General features: G+C 73.5%; 21 protein-coding genes. 11 read left to right on the forward strand and 10 right to left on the reverse strand.

The window, feature by feature from the left end; translation table 11 throughout:
• Positions 1-137: 137 nt before the first annotated feature.
• Complete coding sequence (locus tag I3F58_RS05310) at positions 138-809, reverse strand: DUF3000 domain-containing protein (RefSeq protein WP_240107011.1); 672 nt, start codon at positions 807-809, stop codon at positions 138-140.
• A 104-nt stretch (positions 810-913) separates the two neighbouring features.
• On the opposite strand from I3F58_RS05310, the gene hemE reads away from it, so the two are divergent.
• Both hemE and I3F58_RS05320 read left to right on the forward strand, forming a co-directional pair.
• Positions 914-1,993, forward strand: a complete 1,080-nt coding sequence (gene hemE / locus I3F58_RS05315) for a uroporphyrinogen decarboxylase (protein ID WP_240107012.1) — start codon at positions 914-916, stop codon at positions 1,991-1,993.
• Between the two features lie 12 nt (positions 1,994-2,005).
• Positions 2,006-2,506: a hypothetical protein gene (locus tag I3F58_RS05320; protein ID WP_240107013.1), complete on the forward strand. Its 501-nt coding sequence runs from the start codon at positions 2,006-2,008 to the stop codon at positions 2,504-2,506.
• A 175-nt stretch (positions 2,507-2,681) separates the two neighbouring features.
• Here the strand turns inward: I3F58_RS05320 and I3F58_RS05325 are convergent, their stop codons facing one another.
• The gene (locus tag I3F58_RS05325) at positions 2,682-4,088 is read right to left on the reverse strand and encodes an FAD-dependent oxidoreductase (RefSeq protein WP_240107014.1); all 1,407 of its coding nucleotides are present in this window, start codon (positions 4,086-4,088) and stop codon (positions 2,682-2,684) included.
• 80 nt (positions 4,089-4,168) lie between these two features.
• Positions 4,169-5,200 carry a DUF4349 domain-containing protein gene (locus I3F58_RS05330; protein WP_240107015.1) on the reverse strand — a complete coding sequence of 344 codons (1,032 nt, stop codon included), beginning with the start codon at positions 5,198-5,200 and terminating at the stop codon, positions 4,169-4,171.
• A 150-nt stretch (positions 5,201-5,350) separates the two neighbouring features.
• On the opposite strand from I3F58_RS05330, the gene hemG reads away from it, so the two are divergent.
• Both hemG and hemQ read left to right on the forward strand, forming a co-directional pair.
• Positions 5,351-6,784: a protoporphyrinogen oxidase gene (gene hemG, locus I3F58_RS05335; RefSeq protein ID WP_240107016.1), complete on the forward strand. Its 1,434-nt coding sequence runs from the start codon at positions 5,351-5,353 to the stop codon at positions 6,782-6,784.
• Positions 6,785-6,847: 63 nt separating this feature from the next.
• A complete protein-coding gene (gene hemQ / locus I3F58_RS05340; RefSeq protein ID WP_240107017.1) occupies positions 6,848-7,561 on the forward strand; it encodes a hydrogen peroxide-dependent heme synthase in 714 nt (237 codons plus the stop codon).
• A gap of 292 nt (positions 7,562-7,853) precedes the next feature.
• Here the strand turns inward: hemQ and I3F58_RS05345 are convergent, their stop codons facing one another.
• The 3 genes from I3F58_RS05345 to I3F58_RS05355 form a co-directional block, all read right to left on the reverse strand.
• Positions 7,854-9,209, reverse strand: coding sequence for a DUF692 domain-containing protein (locus I3F58_RS05345; RefSeq protein ID WP_240107018.1), 1,356 nt, complete (start codon positions 9,207-9,209; stop codon positions 7,854-7,856).
• Between the two features lie 87 nt (positions 9,210-9,296).
• On the reverse strand, positions 9,297-10,052 hold the full coding sequence (locus I3F58_RS05350; protein ID WP_240107050.1) for a DUF4142 domain-containing protein: 756 nt from the start codon (positions 10,050-10,052) through the stop codon (positions 9,297-9,299).
• A gap of 193 nt (positions 10,053-10,245) precedes the next feature.
• On the reverse strand, positions 10,246-10,986 hold the full coding sequence (locus I3F58_RS05355; protein ID WP_240107019.1) for a peptidyl-tRNA hydrolase: 741 nt from the start codon (positions 10,984-10,986) through the stop codon (positions 10,246-10,248).
• Between the two features lie 61 nt (positions 10,987-11,047).
• Here I3F58_RS05355 and I3F58_RS05360 point away from each other — a divergent pair, with 61 nt between their 5' ends.
• Entirely contained in the window at positions 11,048-11,722 is a 675-nt protein-coding gene (locus I3F58_RS05360; protein ID WP_240107020.1) for an AIM24 family protein, read from the forward strand.
• 6 nt (positions 11,723-11,728) lie between these two features.
• On the opposite strand, the gene I3F58_RS05365 is transcribed toward I3F58_RS05360, so the two are convergent.
• The 4 genes from I3F58_RS05365 to zapE form a co-directional block, all read right to left on the reverse strand.
• Positions 11,729-12,235 (reverse strand): hypothetical protein, encoded by a 507-nt coding sequence (locus tag I3F58_RS05365; RefSeq protein WP_240107022.1) that lies wholly within the window; start codon positions 12,233-12,235, stop codon positions 11,729-11,731.
• A gap of 360 nt (positions 12,236-12,595) precedes the next feature.
• The gene (locus I3F58_RS05370; protein WP_240107023.1) at positions 12,596-13,498 is read right to left on the reverse strand and encodes a polysaccharide deacetylase family protein; all 903 of its coding nucleotides are present in this window, start codon (positions 13,496-13,498) and stop codon (positions 12,596-12,598) included.
• Positions 13,499-13,656: 158 nt separating this feature from the next.
• Positions 13,657-14,082, reverse strand: coding sequence for an OsmC family protein (locus tag I3F58_RS05375; RefSeq protein ID WP_240107024.1), 426 nt, complete (start codon positions 14,080-14,082; stop codon positions 13,657-13,659).
• Between the two features lie 51 nt (positions 14,083-14,133).
• The gene (zapE, locus tag I3F58_RS05380; protein WP_240107025.1) at positions 14,134-15,228 is read right to left on the reverse strand and encodes a cell division protein ZapE; all 1,095 of its coding nucleotides are present in this window, start codon (positions 15,226-15,228) and stop codon (positions 14,134-14,136) included.
• A gap of 36 nt (positions 15,229-15,264) precedes the next feature.
• Between zapE and I3F58_RS05385 the strand changes: the two genes are divergently transcribed.
• The 6 genes from I3F58_RS05385 (at position 15,265) to I3F58_RS05410 (ending at position 21,236) form a co-directional block, all read left to right on the forward strand.
• Positions 15,265-16,047, forward strand: coding sequence for a pyrimidine reductase family protein (locus I3F58_RS05385; protein WP_240107026.1), 783 nt, complete (start codon positions 15,265-15,267; stop codon positions 16,045-16,047).
• A 257-nt stretch (positions 16,048-16,304) separates the two neighbouring features.
• Positions 16,305-16,775 (forward strand): indole-3-glycerol phosphate synthase, encoded by a 471-nt coding sequence (locus tag I3F58_RS05390; RefSeq protein WP_240107027.1) that lies wholly within the window; start codon positions 16,305-16,307, stop codon positions 16,773-16,775.
• 43 nt (positions 16,776-16,818) lie between these two features.
• Positions 16,819-18,213, forward strand: coding sequence for a UDP-N-acetylmuramate--L-alanine ligase (gene murC, locus I3F58_RS05395; protein WP_240107028.1), 1,395 nt, complete (start codon positions 16,819-16,821; stop codon positions 18,211-18,213).
• A gap of 36 nt (positions 18,214-18,249) precedes the next feature.
• On the forward strand, positions 18,250-18,657 hold the full coding sequence (msrB, locus tag I3F58_RS05400; RefSeq protein ID WP_240107029.1) for a peptide-methionine (R)-S-oxide reductase MsrB: 408 nt from the start codon (positions 18,250-18,252) through the stop codon (positions 18,655-18,657).
• 841 nt (positions 18,658-19,498) lie between these two features.
• A complete protein-coding gene (locus I3F58_RS05405; RefSeq protein ID WP_240107030.1) occupies positions 19,499-19,939 on the forward strand; it encodes an Rrf2 family transcriptional regulator in 441 nt (146 codons plus the stop codon).
• A 91-nt stretch (positions 19,940-20,030) separates the two neighbouring features.
• The gene (locus I3F58_RS05410) at positions 20,031-21,236 is read left to right on the forward strand and encodes a globin domain-containing protein (RefSeq protein WP_240107031.1); all 1,206 of its coding nucleotides are present in this window, start codon (positions 20,031-20,033) and stop codon (positions 21,234-21,236) included.
• Positions 21,237-21,821 lie beyond the last annotated feature (585 nt).

Genomic DNA, 21,821 nt, shown 5'->3' on the forward strand with positions numbered 1-21,821 from the left:
AAGATCACGATTTCGTGAGTAACAATCAGGACAATTCGGACGCATGAGCGATCATCCTACGAGCGAACCGCCCGCTGTCCTCCGTGCGGGTCAGCCGGGGGAACACACGGACGGCCCAGGGGACGCCGAAACGCCGCCTACGGGTGGTGCGGCCCCCGGCGCTGGGGCAGCGACACGATCCCCGGCCCGCCGTCCACCCCGCCCGCACCGGCCGGGGGCAGTCCCGCCACCTGGCACAGCAGATCGCCCCACGCCGCCAGATGCGCCGCCGCGTCCGGCACTCCGCCCCGGCCCTCACGCGGCGTCCAGGACGCCCGGATCTCGATCTGCGTCGCCGGACGGCGCTCCGCCAGCCCTCCGAAGTAGTACGAGCCCGCACGCGTGACGGTCCCGCCCTCCGCCCCGTAGGCCAGCCCCCGCGCGTCCAGTGCCCCCGTCAGCCAGGACCAGCACACCTCCGGGAACAGCGGGTCCGCCGCCATCTCCGGTTCCAGCTCCGCCCGCACCAGCGTCACCAGCCGGAACGTGCCCTGCCATGCCTCGTGCCCGGCCGGGTCGTGCAGCAGCACCAGCCGCCCGTCCGCCAGATCCTCGCCGTCCTCGACCGCCGCCGCCTCCAGGGCGTAGGCGTACGGGGCCAGCCGCTGGGGAGGGCGCGTCGGGTCCAGTTCGATCTCCGCCCGCGGGCGCGCCGCCCGCAGCGCGTCCACCGCCATACGGAACGCGTACGGCGCCGGACCGCCCTCACCGCCGCCCATGCCCTCGATACCGCCGGAAGTGTTGGAAAACTGTCCCTGAGCCGCAGCCATGCGGGGAAGAGTAGGCGCAACCGGGCTCGTCCGCAGGGAGAGACACCAGCCGCGGTTCGGCCGCCCCGCGAGACCGTGGACGCACACATGCGAAGATGCGGGGCGTGAGTGCCAACACCCGCCCCTCGGGCCACCAGACGCAGCAGAGCCAGCCGCAGACGTACGACTCCGCCTTCCTCAAGGCGTGCCGACGCGAACCGGTGCCGCACACGCCGGTCTGGTTCATGCGCCAGGCGGGGCGCTCACTCCCCGAATACCTGAAGGTCCGCGAGGGCATCCCCATGCTGGAGTCCTGCATGCGGCCCGATCTGGTCACCGAGATCACGCTGCAGCCGGTCCGCCGTCACAAGGTGGACGCCGCGATCTACTTCAGCGACATCGTGGTCCCGCTCAAGGCCATCGGCATCGACCTGGACATCAAGCCCGGGGTCGGCCCTGTCGTCGCGGAGCCGGTCCGCCGCCGCGAGGACCTGGCCCGGCTGCGTGACCTGACGCCGGACGACGTCGCGTACGTCACCGAGGCCATCGGCATGCTCACGGGTGAGCTCGGCGGCACCCCCCTCATCGGTTTCGCGGGCGCGCCCTTCACCCTCGCGAGCTACCTCGTGGAGGGCGGCCCGTCGCGCAACCACGAGAACACCAAGGCACTCATGTACGGCGACCCCGGGCTGTGGGCCGACCTCCTCGACCGGCTCGCGGAGATCACGGCGGCGTTCCTGAAGGTCCAGATCGAAGCGGGCGCCTCCGCGGTCCAGCTCTTCGACTCCTGGGTCGGCGCCCTCGCCCCCGCCGACTACCGGCGCTCCGTCATGCCCGCGTCCGCCAAGGTCTTCGACGCGGTCGCCTCGTACGGCGTACCGCGCATCCACTTCGGCGTCGGAACGGGCGAGCTGCTCGGCCTCATGGGCGAGGCGGGCGCGGACGTGGTCGGCGTGGACTGGCGCGTCCCCCTCGACGAGGCCGCGCGCCGGGTGGGTCCCGGCAAGGCCCTCCAGGGAAACCTGGACCCGGCCGTCCTGTTCGCCCCGCGCGAGGCGGTGGAGGCCCAGACCGACGAGGTGCTGCGCGCGGCGTCCGGGCTGGAGGGCCACGTCTTCAACCTGGGCCACGGGGTGCTCCCGACGACGGACCCGGACGCCTTGACGCGGTTGGTGGAGCACGTCCACACGCGCACGGCCCGCTGACCTGAGGGGCCCGTGGGCGCCGTCGCGGGCAAGCTCCGCTGCCTCCCGGTGCTGCTCGGCCTGGTCGGCCTCGTCGTCGTCGGGACCGGTCTCTTCTCCGGCGCGCTGTCGGAGCGGGACCTGGGCTGCGGCGCTCCGTGCGCGGGCGCACCCACGGCTCCCGGCGCCGCCGCCCGCTACGACGACGGCCTGGAGGTGCGCGTCTCCGCGGCGCGCCGCACCGAGCGCGGCAGCACCGTGGAGATGACCGTGACCCTCCGCGGCACCGGCAGCGAACCCACTGCCCACGGCTCGCTCCGGATCTGGTCCTCCGATCCGGACAAGAGCATGAGCCTGCCCATGGACCGGCAGGACGACCGGGTCGCGCGGCCGCTCGCGCCGGGTGACACGGTCCGCGTCACGTACCGGGTCCGCGTCGAGAAGGTCGCCGACGGCGGGCGGATCAGAGTGTTCGTGAGGCCGGGAGACCGCTACGTCCAGGCGGAGTGGTACGTCCCCCTTCCCGTGTCCTAGCGGCGTGGCGGCTGGGAACCGCCGGACACGCCGCACCGACGCCCCGGTCCGGAGCGCTTCGCCGGGCCGGGTGGTCACCAGCCGGATGCCCTGCGGTCGCCGGGCCCGGCCCGTCGGCGTCGCCCGCAGCACGCCGGGCGGCTCGCGCGAACCGCCGACGGCTCCCTGACGCTGGTCACCGGACCGCCCCCGCCCTCCCGGCCGCCGCCACCGCCTTGCGGGCGGCCACCTGGACCGGGTCCCACACCGGGGAGAACGGCGGTGCGTAGCCCAGGTCCAGGGCGGCGACCTGTTCCACCGTCATCCCGGCCGTCAGGGCGACCGCCGCGATGTCGACCCTCTTGCCCGCGCCCTCCCGGCCCACGATCTGGACGCCCAGCAGGCGGCCGGTGCGCCGCTCCGCCAGCATCTTCACCGTCATGGGCGCCGCGCCCGGGTAGTAGCCCGCGCGGCTCGTCGCCTCGACGGTCGCCGTGACGAACCGGAGGCCCACCGCCCGGGCGTCCCGCTCCCGCAGCCCCGTGCGGGCGATCTCCAGGTCGCACACCTTGCTCACCGCCGTACCGACCACACCCGGGAACGTCCCGTACCCGCCGCCCACGTTCGCACCGATGACCTGGCCCTGCTTGTTGGCGTGCGTGCCCAGCGGGATGTGCCGCTCCCGGCCGGACACCAGGTCCAGCACCTCGACGCAGTCGCCGCCCGCCCAGACGTCCTCCCGCCCCCGCACCCGCATCGACAGGTCGGTGAGCAACCCGCCGGACGCGCCCAGCGGCAGGCCCGCCGCCCGCGCCAGTGAGGTCTCCGGCTCCACGCCGATGCCCAGCACCACCACGTCCGCCGGGTACTCCACGCCCCCGGCCGCCACCGTCCGCACCCGGCCGTCCGGGCCCGTCCCGACGGCGGTGGCCGGTGCGCCGCCCACGACCGTGACGCCCATGCCCTCCATGGCCTTCCGGACGAGCCGGCCCATGTCGGGGTCCAGGGTCGACATGGGTTCCTCGGCCATGTCCAGCACGGTGACCTCGTACCCCCGCCTCAGCAGCGCCTCGGCCATCTCCACGCCGATGTACCCGGCACCGACGACGACCGCCCGCCGCCCGCGCGCGGCGGTCAGGGTGTCCAGCAGCGCCTGCCCGTCGTCCAGGGTCTGCACCCCGTGCACCCCCGGAGCGTCGATGCCGGGCAGCGGCGGCCGCACCGGACGGGCGCCGGTCGCCAGCACCAGCCGGTCGTACGGGGTCCACACCTCGCGCCCCGACTCCAGATCCCGGGCCCGCACCCGCCGCCGGTCCAGGTCCAGCTCGGTCACCTCGGTGCGGATCTGCACGTCGATGGCGCGTGCCCGGTGCTCCTCCGGCGACCGGGCGACCAGCCGGTCCCGGGCGGGCACGTCGCCACCGACCCAGTACGGGATCCCGCAGGCCGAGTACGAGGTGAAGTGGCCGCGCTCGTACGCGACGATCTCCAGTTCGTCCGGCCCCTTCAGCCGCCGGGCCTGCGACGCGGCGGACATGCCCGCCGCGTCGCCCCCGACGACGACCAGCCGCTGCCGCCCCGCGTGTCCTGTCGGTGTCGCCATGGGGCCACCTTGCCCCACGGATCCCGGCCCGTCCGGCGGAACACGGCTCCGCCCGGAGGAGCCGGGCCGGGGAGAGGGCCTCAGCCCCGGTCCGCCTCCGAGGCACCCGGCTCGGCCGCCGCCGGGCCCGGGAACGGCGGAAGCGCCGCCTCCGCAGCCGGAGACCCGGGCTGTTCCGTGCGCGCCGCCACGCGCCCGCGCCGCCGCAGCGGGCGCACCACCAGGCGCCACACCGCGTACCCCGCCGCCAGCACCGCCAGCCACGGGGCCAGCGCCGCCAGGACGATCACGAGCCAGGTGCCCGCCGCCACGAGCGCGCCCCAGCCGCCGCGCAGTGCGTCCAGCACGCCCGGCGCGCCGTCCTCGTCCGTGTCCTTCTCCGCGGGGTCCGGTTCGGTCAGCTCCAGGGTGACCGTCGCCATGGACGTGCGGTCCTTCAGCGACGCCTGCTGGGCCAGCAGCGCCTCCAGGTCGGACTGACGGCGGCTCAGCTCCCCCTCCAGGGTCACCACGTCGCTCAGCCGCTCCGCCTTGTCCATCAGCTCACGGACCCGCGCCACGCTGGCCCGCTGGGTCGCGATCCGGCTCTGGACGTCCACCACCTGGTCGGTGACGTCCTTGGCGTCCGCCTTCCGGGAGCGCAGCTTCCCCGCGCCCGACAACTCCTCCAGCACCGCCTCGTACTCCTGCTGCGGCACCCGCAGGACGATCCGGGAGCTGAGCCCCCTCTCGCCGCGCCGCGTGGTGGACTCGTTGGCCACGTGTCCGCCCGCGTTCTCGGTGACCGTACGGGCCCTGGCCAGTGCCCTGTCGGCGTCCTTCACCTCCACGTGCAGTTCGGCGGTGCGGATGACGTGCTGCTGCGGCACGGCGGGCTTCCCCTTGGCGTCCCGGGCCGCGCTCTCCTCCTTCTGCTCGCCGGCGGACGACGCGCCTGAACCGTCGTACCCGGGCGCTGCCCCCGGGTTGCCCTCGGCGGGACGCGCCGCGGCGCGGTCGGCGGTCGACTCGGTGCCCCCGCCCTCGCCGCTGCACCCGGCCAGCGCCAGGGAGGAGCCCAGCAGGACGGCGGCGAGAACATGCAGCGAACGGGGTCGCGAACTGGATGGCATGGGTGTGTGTCCCCCCAGAGACATGCGTGGCACGAGACCGGCGGGATCGCCGGTGACCGTTCGACGTGCGGGGCAAGGGGCCCGGTTTCCCTTTCCCGGTACCGAAAGGGTCACGGTCGGGACCCGGAGGGCGTTTGAGACAGTGGTCCCATGAACGTGGACAACGTGGACACACCCCCCGGCCGGGTAGTCGTCGTCGGCGGCGGCATCGCCGGACTCGCGGCAGCCCACCGCGTGCTCCTGGCCGGGCGGAGGGTGACCCTCCTGGAGGCCACCGGCCGGCTCGGCGGCAAGCTCCACGCCGGGGACATCGCGGGCGCCCCCGTCGACCTCGGCGCCGAGTCGATGCTCGCCCGCCGCCCCGAGGGCATCGAGCTGGCCACCGCGGTCGGCCTGGGCGGCGACCTCCAGCCCCCGGCCACGGCCGCCGCATCCGTGTGGACGCGCGGCGTGCTGCGCCCGATGCCCAAGGGGCATGTCATGGGCGTCCCGGGCGGTGCCGGGGGACTGGGCGGGCTGCTGTCCGACGAGGGGCTGCGCGCGGTCGCCCGGGACCGCGCGCTCCCGCCCGCCGACCCGGGCGAGGACGTCGCCATCGGCGCGTACGTCGCGCAGCGCATGGGCCACGAGATCGTCGACCGGCTCGTCGAACCGCTGCTCGGCGGGGTCTACGCGGGCGACGCCTACCGCATCTCCATGAAGGCCGCCGTGCCGAGGCTGCTGGACGCCGTCCGCGCCCACGGCACGCTGACCGAGGCGGTCGGCTCCCTCCTGCCCGCACCTCAGGCCGTTCCCCGGCAGACCCCCGCCCCCGTGTTCACCGGACTGCGGGGCGGCATCGGCCGCCTCCCGCTCGCGGTGGCCGAGGCGATCCGGGAACGGGGCGGGGAGATCCGTACCGAGACCCCCGTCCACGCGCTGACCCGCCGCGCCGACGGCTGGGAGGTCCGCACCGACACCGAGGTCCTGCACGCCGACGCGGTGATCCTCGCCGCACCCGCCTGGTCCGCGTCCGCGCTGCTCGCCGCCGAGTCCCCGGCCGCCTCCGCCGAACTCGCCGCCGTCGAATACGCCTCCATGTCCCTGGTCACCCTCGCGTTCCGGCGCGCCGACCTCGCAGGGACGTTCCCGGCGGGCTCCGGCTTCCTGGTGCCGCCGGTCGACGGCCGCACCATCAAGGCGTCCACCTTCGCCAGCCAGAAGTGGCAGTGGATCGCGGACGGTGCCCCCGACCTGCTGGTCCTGCGCACGTCCCTGGGCCGGTACGGCGAGGAGAGCCACCTGGCATGGGACGACGCCGAACTGGTGGCGGCCTCCCTCAAGGACCTCGGGGACGCCGTCGGGCTCACCGCACGGCCCGTCGCCACCCGGGTCGTCCGCTGGATCGACGGCCTGCCGCAGTACCCCGTCGGCCACCACGCCCGCGTCGCCCGCATCCGTGACGCCGTCGCCGAACTGCCCGGCCTGCGGGTGTGCGGAGCCGCGTACGACGGTGTGGGCATCCCGGCCGTCGTCGCGGACGCGCGGCGCGCGGCCGAGGAGATCGACGCGATCCTCCCGAACCCCGCAGGCCCCGTCCGCTAAAGACCCCGCCCCGCAGACCGACCCTGGCGCGGAGCACTGAGAGTGACAAGCGAGAATAGCCCCATGAGTGCGCCCGAAAAGATCCCGAACGCCGGTAAGAAGGCGAAGGACCTCAACGAGGTCGTTCGCTACACCCTCTGGTCCGTGTTCAAGCTGCGCGACGTCCTGCCCGAGGACCGCGGCGGCTACGCGGACGAGGTTCAGGAGCTGTTCGACCAGCTCGCCGCGAAGGACGTCACCGTGCGCGGCACGTACGACCTGTCGGGGCTGCGGGCCGACGCGGACGTGATGATCTGGTGGCACGCCGAGTCCTCGGACCAGCTCCAGGAGGCGTACAACCTGTTCCGCCGCACCCGGCTCGGCCGCGCGCTGGAGCCGGTGTGGTCCAACATGGCGCTGCACCGCCCCGCCGAGTTCAACAAGTCGCACATCCCGGCCTTCCTGGCGGACGAGGAGCCGCGCGACTATGTGAGCGTCTACCCGTTCGTGCGCTCGTACGACTGGTACCTGCTGCCCGACGAGGACCGGCGGCGGATGCTGGCCGACCACGGCAAGATGGCCCGGGGCTTCCCGGACGTCCGCGCCAACACGGTCGCGTCCTTCTCGCTCGGTGACTACGAGTGGCTGCTCGCGTTCGAGGCGAACGACCTGCACCGGATCGTGGACCTGATGCGCCATCTGCGGGGCAGCGAGGCGCGGATGCACGTCCGCGAGGAGGTGCCGTTCTTCACGGGGCGCCGCAAGAGCGTGGCCGATCTGGTGGCCGGCCTGGCGTGAGGCCCGTACCGGCCGGGGGCCGACGGCCCGCAGCCGGACACGGACCCCGGAAAGCGCACCACGGGGCTCCGCGAGCGCGTCACGGATGTGGCGGCGGGCGCGGCCCCATGTGACCTGGTGGCGGACGGCACGACCGGCCGCCACCTCTGACCCGGAAGATCAGACGGCGGGGATGAACCCTCCGCCGGTCCAGCGACACCGGGTCCGGCTCCGGGTGCGGCGCGCGGATTCTCCGCGCGCCGCACCGGCGCCCCTTCTACGCGCGTCGCCCGCGGGCCCCGGGGCACCGCCCTCATCGCATCAGGGCCGCGCGGGCCGCGTGCACCAGGCGGGTCACCCGGCCCGGCGGGCGCGGCCCTGACCGCTCCGCGCACCACAGCCACAGCCTCCGCCGGGCCCCGGAGTCCCCCGGCAGTCCCTTCTCCAGCAGCTCCCGCGCGAACTCCAGCGCGTCCTGCCGGTACCCGCCCGGCATCGGCCGCCGCCCCGCGTACGCCACGAATGCCTCCCGGTACGCCCGCTCACCCAGGATCACCGGCAGTTCGGGCGCCGTCTTCGCCACGACCCCCGCCCGCTTGCGCGCCAGCGCCAGGCTCTGCGTCCGCAGCCGTGCCCGGTCGAACCCCTCGGGCGCGGGGGTGCCCGCCACCAGCGCCGACAGCAGCGCGACCTGTGTCAGCCCCAGCCGCTCCCGCGCCGCCTCGGAGACCGGCTCCGCCTCCGGTACGGGTTGTGCCTCCGGTGCGTGCTCCGCCTGCGACGGCTGCGCGTCCCGCGCGGCGGGCGGGGGCGTCCCCGCCTTCTCCACCGTCGTACGGATCGCCGTCAGTTCCGCCCCCAGCTCGGCCTCCGCCGGAAAGTCGTCGTCCCGCTCCAGCAGCACTCCCGGCGGCGTCCCCCGCGCCGCCAGCTCGGCCAGCAGCTCCAGCACCGGTTCCGGCACCGGGTGCGCGTGGGTGTCGTGCCACACACCGTCCCGCTCCACACCGCCCGCCACATGGACGTACGCGACGGCCTCCAGCGGCAGTTCGGCCAGTGCCTTCAGCGGGTCGTCGCCCCGGTTCACCCGGTTCGTGTGCAGGTTCGCCACGTCGATCAGCAGCCGCACCCCGGTCCGCTCCACCAGCTCCGCCAGGAACCGGCCCTCCGTCAGCTCCTCGTCCGGCCAGGAGAACAGCGCCGCGATGTTCTCCAGCGCCAGCGGCACCGGCAGGGCGTCCTGCGCGATCCGCACGTTCTCGCACAGCACGTCCAGCGCCTCGCGGGTACGCGGCGGCGGCAGCAGATGCCCGGCCTCCAGAGCGGGCGACGCGGTGCGTTCACCCCCGGCCCGTACGAACGCGATGTGCTCGGTCACCAGCGGCGCGCCCAGCGCGGTCGCGGCGTCCGCCAGCCGGGCCAGCCGGGCCTCGTCCGGCCGGTCGGAGCCGCCCAGGCCCAGCGCCACGCCGTGCGGCACGACGGTCACGCCGCGCTCGCGGAGCCGTACGAGCGCGTCGGGCAGGTGATCCGGGCAGACGTTCTCGGCGACGACCTCCACCCAGTCGACCCCGGGCAGCCGTTCCACCGCGTCCGCGATCTCCGGACGCCACCCGATGCCGACGCCCAGACCTTTCGGACGCGGGCCACTCAGCTGTGACGGGACCATGCCCCCTCCCCTCCTCTTAGAGGGGTCATGGCCCCGTCAGCTACCTGTGAACCGGCGGACGCCGCTTTCAGAGCTTCATTTGAGGTTTCACGGGCGGCTCGTGTTGATCGCTGTCGGCGGGCCAGGCCGGGTCGAGGGCTCCGAGGTGACCTGGCCCTGGGGCACCACCGGGGTGGGTGCGGGCGGCAGGTTGCCGTTCGGGGCGGGCGGCCCGGAGGGACTGGCCGTGGACCGGCCGGCGGCGTCGTTGGCGATCGTGTCGAAGTCCACCATGCCGGTGGCCTCCAGCATGGTGATGTGGTCCAGCACCGTCTGGTTGGCGTCGCTGGCCAGTTGCCGGATGAGCGTGTTGCGGGTGGTGTGCCGGACCTTGGCGATCAGACCGAACACCTTGCCGTGCGAGTCACGCAGGATGTTCGCGAACTTCCTCTCGTACTCCTCGCCCTGCGCCGCTGACAGCTCCCGCAGCCAGCCCTGCTGCTGTTCGGTCGGCTGGTTGGGCAGCTCCACGCCGAGCTTCGCGGCCACGTCCCTGGCCCGCTGGTCGAGGTCGGAGTGGCCCACCACGAGATGGTCTCCCGCGTCCTTGATGGCCTGGGTCGGCGCCCGCTCCATGGCCTGCTGGCCCGCGGGCAGCTCCCACAGGCCGGCCAGCCGCACCTTCACCAGGAAGTCCCGGTCGGTCGCGGAGAGCGGTCCCCACTGGGTGGACACGCTCGACGCGGCGAGATTGGCCTCGCCGGTGCCCGAGCGGTCGGCGTACTTCCACACCGGGAACGCGAGTGCCAGAACCGTGGCCACGAGCGCCGCGATGATGAGTGCCGTGCCGTTGATCCGCCGCAGCAGCAAGGTGCCTCCCGAACCTGTGACGTGCGTGTCGCTGGTGGGGGATACGGATGGGGGCGGGGAAGCGTTCAACGGGATTCCGGCTCGGGGCTCCGCTGCCCGGACAGCCTCCGTTCCCCCGGGCGCCGGAGGAGGCGGTACGGGGCGCCGGGGCACCCCGGTTCCGTCCGGGAGCGGGGCGGGGAAGGGGTCACGCGGGCGGGAACCCGCGCCAGTCCTCGTCCGACGACACCGGTGCGAAGCCCTCCGCCGCCACCGTCGGCCCCGGCGCGATCTCCGTGAAGCCCGCGTCGTGCACGATCGGCCGGTCGCCCGCGGCCAGTTCGGCCCAGCGGGCCGGGGAGGCCGTGCGGACCATGAGCGGAAAGCCCGCCTCCCGCCAGGCAGCGCGGGCCGGGCCGTCCAGGGCCCACCACAGCAGCTGGGCGCCGTGGCCGGCCTGGGCCATCTCCTTGCCGGTCGACATCCGCAGCTCCGGGTTCAGCCACAGGGCGGCGCCCCGCCAGGCGGGCGCCGGCACCGGCGGTTCGGCCGGGTCGGCCAGTTCCGTGCCGGAGACCTGGAGCCTGGCCAGGTCCTTGGGCCAGCCGTCCAGCGGGACCGGCGGGAAGACCCGTACCTCGGCGGTCACGCCGGTCACCGTGACGCCGGGCAGCCGTTCCGCGCGCCGCCACTCGGCGCCCCGGGCGCGTCGTACGACCTTGCGGATCCGGCCGTCCTGCCAGGCACGCACCGCCTCGGCCCACTCCCCGTCGCCGGCCGACCGCGCGTCCGTGAGCATCACGAGCACCGCACGCGCCGCGGTCTCCAGGGCGTCCGTGCGGGCCGGCGGGGTGTCCCGCTCGATCCGTACCACCAGGGGCAGGACGAACTGCGGTGCGGCGTCGCGCGGCTGGGCGGTGGAGGCGGTGCGGGTCGTGTCGCTGGTCACGGGGCCAGTCTGCCAGGCGGCCTCCTTGGCAGAAGGGGCTGCTCCGGGACACCATGCCCGCATGAAGAGCGATCTTTTCGCGTCCGAGAACCTGGCGCAGCAGGCCACCGTCCCCGGCATGACTCTGCAGAACCCCAAGTGTGTGAAGTACGCCGTCAACGGCGAGATGCACGCCCGTCAGGGCTCGATGATCGCCTTTCGCGGGAACCTCCAGTTCGAACGCAAGGGCCAGGGCATAGGCGGCATGCTCAAGCGGGCCGTCACGGGCGAGGGGCTTCCGCTGATGGCGGTGCGCGGGCAGGGGGAGGCCTGGTTCGCGCACGAGGCGCAGAACTGCTTCATCGTGGAGCTGGACCCCGGGGACGCGCTCACCGTCAACGGCCGCAACGTCCTGTGCTTCGACGCGTCACTGTCGTACGAGATAAGGACCGTGAAGGGCGCGGGCATGGTCGGTGGCGGGCTGTTCAACAGTCTCTTCACGGGTGTCGGCAAGCTCGCCCTGATCTGCGACGGCTCGCCCCTCGTGATTCCGGTGGTCCAGAACCAGCCGGTGTACGTCGACACGGACGCGGTGGTCGGCTGGAGCGCCCATCTGGACACCTCGCTGCACCGCTCGCAGTCCTTCGGCTCGATGATCCGGGGCGGCTCGGGCGAGGTGGTCCAGCTGGTGCTGCGGGGGGAGGGCTTCGTGGTCGTACGGCCCAGCGAGGCCACGGCTCAGCCCGCGCAGAACTGAGCCCGGTCAGCAGCGGCCTTCCTCGACCTCCACGGACAGCCGGATCACGGCGCCGGGGGCCAGGGGGTCGCGGGGCTCGTCGGGGACGGGTGGCGAGACGGACATGCAGTAGGCCGTGCTGGTGTCCTCGGTCGTGATCTCGAACCGATCGGCGGTGGTTCCGGCGTCGGTTCCGGTACCGGTGTCGTCGGAGATCTCGTCGACGGCGACGAGTCCGTGTTCCGGTCCCTCCCCGGTGGCCTCGACGGCGTCTCGGATCGCGCTCGTGTAGTCGCCGCCGTACCAGAGCAGGTAGTCCGGCTTGGCCTCCGCCTCCAGGGCCCGGGCCGCACCGTGCACGGCGTCGCGCAGCTCTCCCTCGCTCCACCGGCCGGACGCGAACATGTGGGAGAGCCAGCCGGCGGCGACCAGCAGGGACACGACGATCAGTACGCGGCCGACAGGGTTACCCGTGTTGTAGACCCAGCGGCCGCCGGAGCGGACGAAGACGCGGTCGCCGTGTTCCCCACCCATACGGCGAGCGTAGCGCGGCGCCCTGCCGGTTCCGTCCCCACCGCGATCCCGTCCGGCTGTGCCCGACGCCCGACTCCGTCGAGCGGGGTGCCTTCGCCCTCGGGCGCCGGGTGGCCGGGGCGTGTCCGGCGGTGTGCGTCCTCAGAGGCCGGGAGCGCGCCCGACAGTGCTCGTCCTCCGAGTCCGCCGGGCCGGGCCTGCACACGTCCGGACCACGCTCCTCCGCAGGCGCCGGAAGGGCAGGACGGCGCTTCCTGCGGTGTTCGCCGGCCCCTCAGGTTCCGGAGCAGCGGGGGCCTGGGGAGCCCGGGGGCGGAACCCTGTTTCGGGAAGGTGCGGCGTGAGGGAGGAGAATCTCCCTCAGGTCGCCATCAGCTCCGACACCTTCACGAACCGGTAGCCCCGCGCCCGCAGTTCCGGGACGATCCGGCGGACCGCCTGCTCCGTGACCGGCGCCGCGCTCCGGGTGCAGTGCATGACCACCAGGGAGCCGGGGCGCACCCCGGCGAGCACCTGCTCGGCCACCGCGTCCGGGTCCTCGGCGAACGCGTCGCCGCTCACCACGTCCCACTGGACCGCCGTCACCTCCGCGGGTGCCAGGGCGCGCAGCGCCGTCCTGTCGTAGCAGCCGCCGGGGAAGCGGAAGTAGGGGACGACGTTACGGGCCCCCGCCGCCCGGAACGCGTCGAACGCGCGGCGCACGTCGGCGGCCATGTCCTGGCGCGGCAGGACCGGCAGTCCGTAGCAGGGCGCTTTGAAGGCATGGTGGCTGTAGGAGTGGTTGGCGATCTCGAAGCGCTGGTCCGTGCCGATGGACCTGGCCTGGTCCGGGTACTCCTCGGCCCAGCGGCCGGTCATGAAGACCGTCGCGTCCACCTTGAGGCGGCGCAGCGTGGCGATGAGCTCCGGGTTGTCGAACCGTTCGCCGCGTGCGGCCCGCGGGCCCTGGTCGGCGGTCATGTCGGCGTCGAAGGTGAGCGCCACGGTCTTCTCCGGCGCGCCGGAGGCCGGATCGGAGGCCCGCTCGAAGACGGGCGTCAGCCCGTCCGGGCCCGGCGGCAGTGCCGGTACGGGGCGGGTGCGGGCGGCAGCGGAGGGGGAGCCCGAAGCCGTCGTGGGCGACGGGCCCGCGGCGCCGGAGCGTTCGCCGGCCGCGCCGGGCCCGTTCCCCGGCGGGCCACTCGTCTCCCCGCCGCAGCCCGCCAGCACCGCGCCCAGGACGGACAGCGCCACCACACGTCGTACTCGTACGAAAAGTGTCACTATCGGAAAGTATCCGATCAGTTGCCGAACACCTCCGCACGCCCCGGACGTGCCTCCTCCGCATGGCGCAAGGCACCTGGTGCCGGGGCCGGGGCGCGGCACGCGAACCGGCCGCCGCCCCGTCAGCGGGGCGGCGGCCGGGTGGGCCTGCGGGTCCGTCAGGCGAGCGTCGCCGTCAGGGTGATCTCGGTTCCGGCGAGCGCCTTGCTGACCGGGCAGTTCAGCTTCGCCTCCTCCGCCGCCTTCACGAACGCGGCCTCGTCGATGCCGGGGACCTCGCCCACCACCGTCAGGTGGACGTTGGTGATGCCGGTGCCGGGCACGAACGTGACCTCGGCCTTCGCGTCGAGCCGGGTCGGCGGGGTGCCGGCCTTGGCCAGGCCGCCGGAGAAGGCCATGCAGTAGCAGCTGGAGTGCGCGGCGGCGATCAGCTCCTCGGGGCTGGTCCTGCCGGGGGCCTCCTCGGACCGAGCGGGCCAGGACACCTCGTACGAGCCGAGCCCGGAGTAGTCGAGCGAGACGGTGCCCCGGCCCCTGGCCAGATCGCCTTCCCAGACGGTGTGCGCGTGACGCTTGGTCGCCATGCCGGATCCCTTCGGATGGATACGCTCCACAACGGGTTACAGCATCCCAACCTACTGGGCGATCAGGTCCTTCGAGTCGCGGGCGAGCGCGGTGAGCCGGGAGATCGCCCGGAAGTACTTCTTCCGGTACCCGCCGTTCAGCATCTCGTCGCTGAACAGCCGGTCGAACGGCAGCCCGGAGGCCGCCACGGGTATCTCCCGGTCGTACAGCCGGTCCGCGAGGACCACGAGCCGCAGCGCCGTCGACTGGTCGGGAACCGCGCGGACGTCGGTGAGGCACACCGCCCGCAGGTCGTCGGTCAGCGCTCCGTACCGGCTCGGGTGGACCCGGGCCAGGTGCTCCAGCAGGCTGGGGAAGTCGTCGAGCGATGCACCGGGCGTCTTCCGCGCCGCCCTGGTCACCTGCTCGTCGGTGTACGGCGCGGGGGCCTCCGGCAGCCCGCGGTGCCGGTAGTCCTCGCCGTCGATGCGCAGGGCCTGGAAGTGCGCCGACAGCCCCTGGATCTCGCGCAGGAAGTCGGCGGCGGCGAACCGTCCCTCACCGAGCCTGCCCGGCAGCGTGTTGGAGGTGGCCGCCAGCGCCACCCCGGCCTCCACCAGCTTGCCGAGCAGGCTGGAGACCAGCACCGTGTCGCCCGGGTCGTCCAGCTCGAACTCGTCGATGCACAGCAGCCGGTGCCCACCGAGGGTCTGCACGGTCTGCTGGAAGCCGAGGGCGCCCACCAGGTTCGTCAGCTCGACGAACGTCCCGAAGGCCTTGAGCGAGGGCGCCGCCGGTGTGGCGTGCCACAGCGAGGCCAGCAGGTGCGTCTTGCCCACGCCGTACCCGCCGTCCAGGTACACCCCGCGCGGACCGGCCGGCAGCGCGGTCTTCGGCTTGCGGGCGAACCAGCGCCGCATGCCGCCGCTCGCCGCCCCGGCGCCGCTCGCGTGCGCCCCGCCCAGTCCGTCCGCGAAGCCGGCGAGCGTCTTGACCGCGTCGGACTGGCTCGGCTGGTTCGGGTCCGGGATGTACGTGTCGAAGCGCACTCCGCCGAAGCGCGGCGGCGGCACCATCTCGGCGACCAGACGGTCGGCGGGGACATGCGGCTCGCGGGCGCACAGGGACTGCGGGGCCGCTTCGGTGGTCAGGGCACTGGTCGACACGCTCCCCACTGTAAGCGCCGTGCCAGACTGCTCGTCATGCGACGCCTGTTCCCTGTGACCGACCAGACACCGCCCGTTTCCGCCGGGGCCGCCGAGGCGGGGGACCACGACTGGTCCCTCGACGCACTGGCCGACGCCTACGCGTACCCGGAGGACGGCGCCTGGCTGCGGGCCAACATGGTCTCCTCCCTGGACGGGGCCGCCCAGCACGACGGCCGCTCCGAACCGATCTCCTCGGCGGCGGACATGCGGCTCTTCGGCACCCTGCGCGCGCTCGCGGACGTCATCGTGGTGGGCGCCGAGACGGTGCGCCTGGAGCAGTACCGCCCCGCACGCGCGCGTGCCGCCTTCGCGGAGCGGCGCAAGGCGGCCGGACAGGGGCCCGCGCCGGCCGTCGCGGTGGTGAGCGCCTCGCTGAACCTCGACTTCTCGCTGCCGCTGTTCACCGAGCCGCTGGTGCCGACGCTGGTGCTGACGGGTGCGGCGGCGCCGTCGGAGCGGATGCGTGCGGCGGAACGGGCGGGCGTCGAGGTGGTCGTCGCGGGCGACGGGCCGGGCGTGGAGCCGGAGCGCGTGGTGCGGGCGCTGGCCGGGCGCGGGCTGACCCGGCAGCTGACCGAGGGCGGTCCACGGCTCCTGGGGCAGTTCGTCGTGGCCGGGGTGCTGGACGAGCTGTGCCTGACGGTGTCGCCGGTCATGACGGCCGGGGGAGCGCAGCGGATCGCGGGCGGGCCGTCCCTGGCGGTGCCGTCGCGCTTCGCGCTGGCGTCGGTCCTGGAGGAGGACGGGTTCCTCTTCACCCGGTACCGGCGCGTCTGACGCGCCGTTTCCGCCGGGTCCGGCGCGGCCGGTGCCACGGCCTCCCGGTCCCCGAGCGGCGGCTCGCACCCGGCCCTCCACCCCTCCCCGGACCTCTCACGACGGACATTTCGAACGGATATTCGCATCCAGCAGGGTCAAACCACCCTTCGAATCAAGCGGAATTTTCCGTTCCGCTTAGCGTCCGGCGGGCACACTTAACTCGCAGACCCCGTGCGGGCACGGGGAAGGATGGTTTCCGCAGAAGGGCTCCGGAAGTGTTCACAAGCGTTCTGATGATCGAGAAACCGCTGTCGTCCGTGGACGTGGAATTCGTCACGACCCTGCACGGGGACGAGCGCATTTCCTTCATCGTGCTCATGCAGCCCCGCGGCGACCAGGCCGACGCCCTCCTGCGCGCGATCGACGACCTCGCGCTCGGTGAACTGAAGAAGGCGACCCAGGAGGGCGAGAAGCCGTCCGGCAAGGACGCGCGGCGGCCCGCGGAGATCGCCCTGGACCACTCCGTCCGGGCCCTGCGCAACGCCGGCTGCGAGGCCGTCGGCCAGGTCGTCGAGGACCACCCGCTGGACAAGATGAAGGCCGTGGTGGAGGAGTCGGAGGCCGACGAGGTCATCGTCCTGACGGCCCCGCACTACGTGGAGGAGTTCTTCCACCGCGACTGGGCGTCCCGCGCGCGGCACAAGGTCGGCGTACCGGTGCTCAAGCTCTTCGCGCACAGCGAATAGGCTGGGCCCCCGCACACACGCCACACCCCCGGGGAGAGTCCGCATGGCACCCGCCATCCCTGCCGCACTGGAACGGCCGCACTTCATCGGCATCGGCGGCGCCGGTATGTCGGGCATCGCCAGGATCCTCGCCCAGCGCGGGGCCAAGGTCGCCGGCAGCGACGCGCGCGAGTCCGAGACCGCCGCGTCGCTGCGCGCCCTCGGCGTGACCGTCCACATCGGACATGCCGCGCACCACCTCGCGGACGACACCAGCAGCGTCGTCGTCTCCAGCGCCATCCGCGCCGACAACCCCGAGCTGGCCCGCGCCGCCGAGCTGGGCATCCCGGTCGTGCACCGCTCCGACGCGCTGGCCGCCTGCATGAAGGAGCTGCGGGCCGTCGCCGTCGCGGGCACCCACGGCAAGACGACCACGACGTCGATGCTGGCCGTCGCCCTGACCGAGCTCGGCCTGGACCCGTCGTACGCCATCGGCGGCGACCTCGCGGGCCCCGGCACCAACGCCCGTCACGGCGACGGCGAGATCTTCGTCGCGGAGGCGGACGAGAGCGACCGCAGCTTCCAGAAGTACGACCCCGAGGTCGCCCTGGTCCTCAACGTCGAGCTGGACCACCACGCGAACTACGCCTCCATGGAGGAGATCTACGAGTCCTTCGAGGCATTCGTCGCCAAGATCCGCCCCGGCGGCACGCTCGTGGTGGGCGAACACGCGGGCGCCGACGAACTCGCCGCCCGGGTCTCCGGCCGCCCCGGCCTGACGATCCTGCGGGTCGGTGAGGCGGAGGGCTGCGACGTGTGGATCCGCGAGATCACCCCGCGGGGCATGACCAGCGAGGTCGCGGTCGTCCTGGACGGCGTCGAGCACACCTTCACCGTCTCGGTCCCCGGCCGCCACTACGCCCACAACGCCGCCGCCGCACTCGCCGCGGGCGCGCGCGCCGGGGTCGATCCGGCCGCACTGGCGAAGGCCCTCACCGCGTACACCGGCGTCGGCCGCCGCCTCCAGCTCAAGGGCGAGGCCGCCGGAGTCCAGGTCATCGACTCGTACGCCCATCACCCCACCGAGATGACCGCCGACCTGGAAGCCATGCGCGCCGCCGCGGGCCCCGACCGCCGCCTCCTGGTGGTCTTCCAGCCCCACCTGTTCTCCCGCACCCAGGAACTGGGCACCGAGATGGGCCAGGCCCTGGCCCTCGCCGACCGGTCGGCCGTGCTCGACATCTACCCGGCCCGCGAGGATCCGATCCCGGGCATCACCAGTGCGCTGATCATCGACGCGGCCGTCGCGGCGGGCGCCGACGTGACGCCCGTCCACGACAAGGACGCGGTCCCGGACGTGATCGCGGGAATGGCGGCACCCGGCGATCTGGTTCTCACCATGGGCGCGGGCGACGTCACGGACCTCGGACCGAGGATCCTGGCCCGACTCGCCCGCTGAGCCTCGCGCACCGACCCCAGGGGAGCTGAGCAGACCATGCCGTACGAGGTAGAGAAGCCCGACGACCGGTGGCGCGCCGAACTGACCCCGCAGGAGTACCACGTCCTGCGCGAGGCCGGGACCGAGCCCGCGTTCACCGGTGAGTACACCGACACGGACACGAAGGGCGTCTACGCCTGCCGTGCCTGCGGCGCCGAACTCTTCACCTCCACCACCAAGTTCGCCTCCCACTGCGGCTGGCCGTCCTTCTACGACCCGAAGGACACCGACGCGGTGGAGCTGCTGGAGGACCGCGCGTACGGCATGGTCCGCACGGAGGTCCGGTGCGCCCGCTGCGGCTCCCATCTGGGCCATGTCTTCGAGGGTGAGGGCTACCCGACCCCGACGGACCAGCGGTACTGCATCAACTCGGTCTCCCTGCGGCTGGTCCCGGACGGGGACTGAGCGCGGGAGGGGTGCGTGTGCGGGAGCGCGTCCTGCGGCAGGCGGGCAGGGCGGATCCGCCGCCGCGGCGCGATTGCGCGCTTCAGCGGCGCGTGGCGGCCCGGTTCGCGCAGGCCGATCACCCGGCCGTGCTGCTGCCGACGGCTCCCCGGCCCGACGCCGTCGCGTTCACACACGAGACGGGCGGTCGCGTCGACCGGGGCGGGCCGGTCGCGTGCCCGGCCGCCCCGGCGGAGCGTCGACCGCTCCCGGAGCGCCGACCGGGTGACCGTCATCGCGGTGGGCGACACCACCGAGGCGCGGGTCCGGCTCCGAGTACGGCGAGGGCCGGCGGCGCCAGGCGTCCTGGCCCGGCTCGTGGGAGACCGCCGTCCCCGAGCTGGCCGGGCGGCCCGGTGGCGTCCGTGACGCCCGGCAGGGCCCGGACGGCGGCGGTGATCTCCCGGGGCTGGCAGGACGGCCGAGGCCCGGGTGTCGCGGGGGCGTGCGCCGTGCTCGTAAAGGAGGCCTGCGCCACCGGCACCACCGACCGCCCGGTGCCCCGCGCGTGGGCTCGCACCGCAGAACGGCACCCGGGCATGCGAGCCCGGCGCCCCGCTCCGGATCGCTTCCTGCCGACCGGGAACCGGGCAGGGGGACTTGCGGGCAGGTGACCGCGTCCGGTGCGACGCAGGCGAGTTCGCCCGCGTCGTAGAACGCCTTCACCCCGTCCGGGCAGCTGCGCGCACCCGGTGTGCGTCACGGAGGCCGCGGTCGGCCGTGGTCCGCGCGGTCCCTCGGGAGAGGTGGATCACAGGGCTTTAATTGGAGTGCAGGATGCCGATTCTGTAGGGTCGTGTTCGTGCGACTGACCCGATACACCGATCTCGCGCTCCGGGCCGTGATGCGACTGGCCGTCCTGGACGGCGGGGAACTGCTGACCACGAAGCAGATCTCCCAGTCCATGAACGTCCCCTACGCGCACATGGCCAAGGCGATCGCACACCTGCAGCATCTGGGGGTGCTGGAGGCCCGGCGCGGGCGTAACGGCGGACTGACCCTGACCGAGGCGGGGCGAGGTTTCCGGGTCGGCCGACTGGTCAGGGCGCTGGAGGGTGACCGCGAGGCCGTCACGTGTGAGGGGGAGCAGCCGTGCCCCCTCTCGGGGGCCTGCCGGCTGAGGCGTGCGCTGCGGGAGGCGCAGGAGGCCTTCTATGCCTCGCTGGACCACCTCACGGTGGACGATCTGGCCGGATCTCCCACCGGGCCCGTACTCCTCGCCCTCGGGGTGCGTCAGGCCTGACCCTGCCGCCGCCGGTTCCGGCTCCGTTTGGCGGACGAGGGGTCGGCGCGAGAAAAAATTAGAGTTCCATATACCAAATAAGGAGTGCTCGATGCTCTCAACGCAGTCGGTACCCGTCGTACGCGCCACCCTGCCGGCCGTGGGGGGTGCCCTGCCGCAGATCACCGCACGCTTCTACGAGCGGCTCTTCACGGAACACCCCGCCCTGCTCCGGAACCTGTTCAACCGCGCGAACCAGGCCAACGGCAGCCAGCGGGAAGCCCTCGCCGGGTCCGTCGCCGCCTTCGCCGCACTTCTGGTGGACCGGCCGGACGAACGGCCCGACGCGCTTCTGGCCCGCATCGCCCACAAGCACGCCTCACTGGGCGTCACGCCCGAGCAGTACACGATCGTCGGGCGACACCTCATGGGCGCCGTCGCGGAGACACTCGGCGACGCCGTCACCCCCGAGGTCGCCGGGGCCTGGGACGAGGTCTACTGGCTGATGGCCAACGCCCTCATCGCTCTCGAGGCGCGGCTCTACACACAGGCGGGCATCGCCGGGGGCGACGTATGGCGCACGATGGAGATAGCCGAGCGCGAGCAACAGTCCACCGACGCCGTCTCCTTCGTCCTGCGCCGTCCCGACGGTGAGCCGACCGAGCCCTTCCTTCCGGGGCAGTACATCAGCGTGCGAGTCCTCCTCCCGGACGGAGCCCGCCAGATCCGCCAGTACACCCTCTCCTCCGCCCCCGGGCAGAAGAACCTGCGCATCACCGTCAAGCGCGAGACGTCCGCCGACGGCTCGGCGCCCGACGGAGAGGTCTCCTCCTGGCTCCACGCCCACGCCCGTCCCGGTGACCTCATCGACGTCTCGCCGCCCTTCGGCGACCTGGCCCTCCCCGAGGGCGACACTCCTCTCCTGCTCGCCTCGGCGGGCATCGGCATCACCCCGATGCTGGCCATGCTCGATCACCTCGCGCTCTCCACCTCGCGTCGGGCCGTCACCGTGATCCATGCCGACCGGGCGCCCGAACACCATGCCCACCGCTGCGAACAGGCCGAACTCACGAGCCGTCTGGAGAACGCCGACCTGCACGTGTGGTACGAGGAGGGAGCGGACCGGGCCGACGCAGGGCACGTCTCCGCGGGACGGGCGAACCTCGACGCGCTCTCCCTGCCCGCCCACACCAGCGCCTACCTCTGCGGCCCGCTGCCCTTCATGCGGGCACTGCGCGGGGAGCTCCTGGCCAAGGGGCTCCATCCCTCCGCCATCCACTACGAGGTCTTCGGGCCGGACCTCTGGCTCGCCAGGTGACACGGTCCGCCCCGCGGCCCGGTGCGCGCCGAGGCGGGCGACGGGCCTGACGAGGGTCGGAGGCGGTCGCGGGACAGCACCTGGACGACGCCCGTCTCGGCGGCGGCACCCGTGATGCCGCCCGCTCGGCTTCGGGGCGGGCGGGATCAGCCCTCCGGCGGTGGCGGGCATCACCGGCCTGCCGTCCACCAGTTCAAGCCAGTTCCCCTCCGGTCACGGAAGGCGAGTGCCGTAGGCTCGCGGCGCGACGGGAGGGGAGTGCGACGGGAGTTCCTGCCCTGGGCGAACCGGCCGGTCCGACACCAAAGACAAGGCCGCGAACCATCACGCGCTATTCCCGCCCGCCATGGACGACACCCCAGGAGGTCGCGCCGAGACGCTGCGCGCCACACCCCTCGTCCACGGCCGGGAGAAGACCGGTGCCTCCGCGTTCCGGTATGCGCCTGCTCCCCTCCTCGTCCGAGCACGAGCGAGCCGTGTGAACCGGACCTCGCGACGCCACCCTGTACGGGGGCGACCCCTCCCCATGACGACCGCACACGAAGGGACACCACCCTGCAGACCGACCTCGACACCCATGACGCG

This window comes from Streptomyces sp. MUM 203J (assembly GCF_022414595.1).
Taxonomy (GTDB): Bacteria; Actinomycetota; Actinomycetes; order Streptomycetales; family Streptomycetaceae; genus Streptomyces.

What these genes read in the sequence shown, in the direction of transcription:
- I3F58_RS05410 (WP_240107031.1), top strand. Translation starts at nt 20,031, where the DNA reads ATGCTCTCAACGCAGTCGGTACCCGTCGTACGCGCCACCCTGCCGGCC.
- hemG (WP_240107016.1), top strand. Translation starts at nt 5,351, where the DNA reads ATGAACGTGGACAACGTGGACACACCCCCCGGCCGGGTAGTCGTCGTC.
- I3F58_RS05360 (WP_240107020.1), top strand. Translation starts at nt 11,048, where the DNA reads ATGAAGAGCGATCTTTTCGCGTCCGAGAACCTGGCGCAGCAGGCCACC.
- I3F58_RS05325 (WP_240107014.1), bottom strand. Translation starts at nt 4,088, where the DNA reads ATGGCGACACCGACAGGACACGCGGGGCGGCAGCGGCTGGTCGTCGTC.
- I3F58_RS05365 (WP_240107022.1), bottom strand. Translation starts at nt 12,235, where the DNA reads ATGGGTGGGGAACACGGCGACCGCGTCTTCGTCCGCTCCGGCGGCCGC.
- I3F58_RS05310 (WP_240107011.1), bottom strand. Translation starts at nt 809, where the DNA reads ATGGCTGCGGCTCAGGGACAGTTTTCCAACACTTCCGGCGGTATCGAG.
- murC (WP_240107028.1), top strand. Translation starts at nt 16,819, where the DNA reads ATGGCACCCGCCATCCCTGCCGCACTGGAACGGCCGCACTTCATCGGC.
- I3F58_RS05330 (WP_240107015.1), bottom strand. Translation starts at nt 5,200, where the DNA reads ATGCCATCCAGTTCGCGACCCCGTTCGCTGCATGTTCTCGCCGCCGTC.
- I3F58_RS05345 (WP_240107018.1), bottom strand. Translation starts at nt 9,209, where the DNA reads ATGGTCCCGTCACAGCTGAGTGGCCCGCGTCCGAAAGGTCTGGGCGTC.
- msrB (WP_240107029.1), top strand. Translation starts at nt 18,250, where the DNA reads ATGCCGTACGAGGTAGAGAAGCCCGACGACCGGTGGCGCGCCGAACTG.
- hemQ (WP_240107017.1), top strand. Translation starts at nt 6,848, where the DNA reads ATGAGTGCGCCCGAAAAGATCCCGAACGCCGGTAAGAAGGCGAAGGAC.
- I3F58_RS05385 (WP_240107026.1), top strand. Translation starts at nt 15,265, where the DNA reads ATGCGACGCCTGTTCCCTGTGACCGACCAGACACCGCCCGTTTCCGCC.
- I3F58_RS05375 (WP_240107024.1), bottom strand. Translation starts at nt 14,082, where the DNA reads ATGGCGACCAAGCGTCACGCGCACACCGTCTGGGAAGGCGATCTGGCC.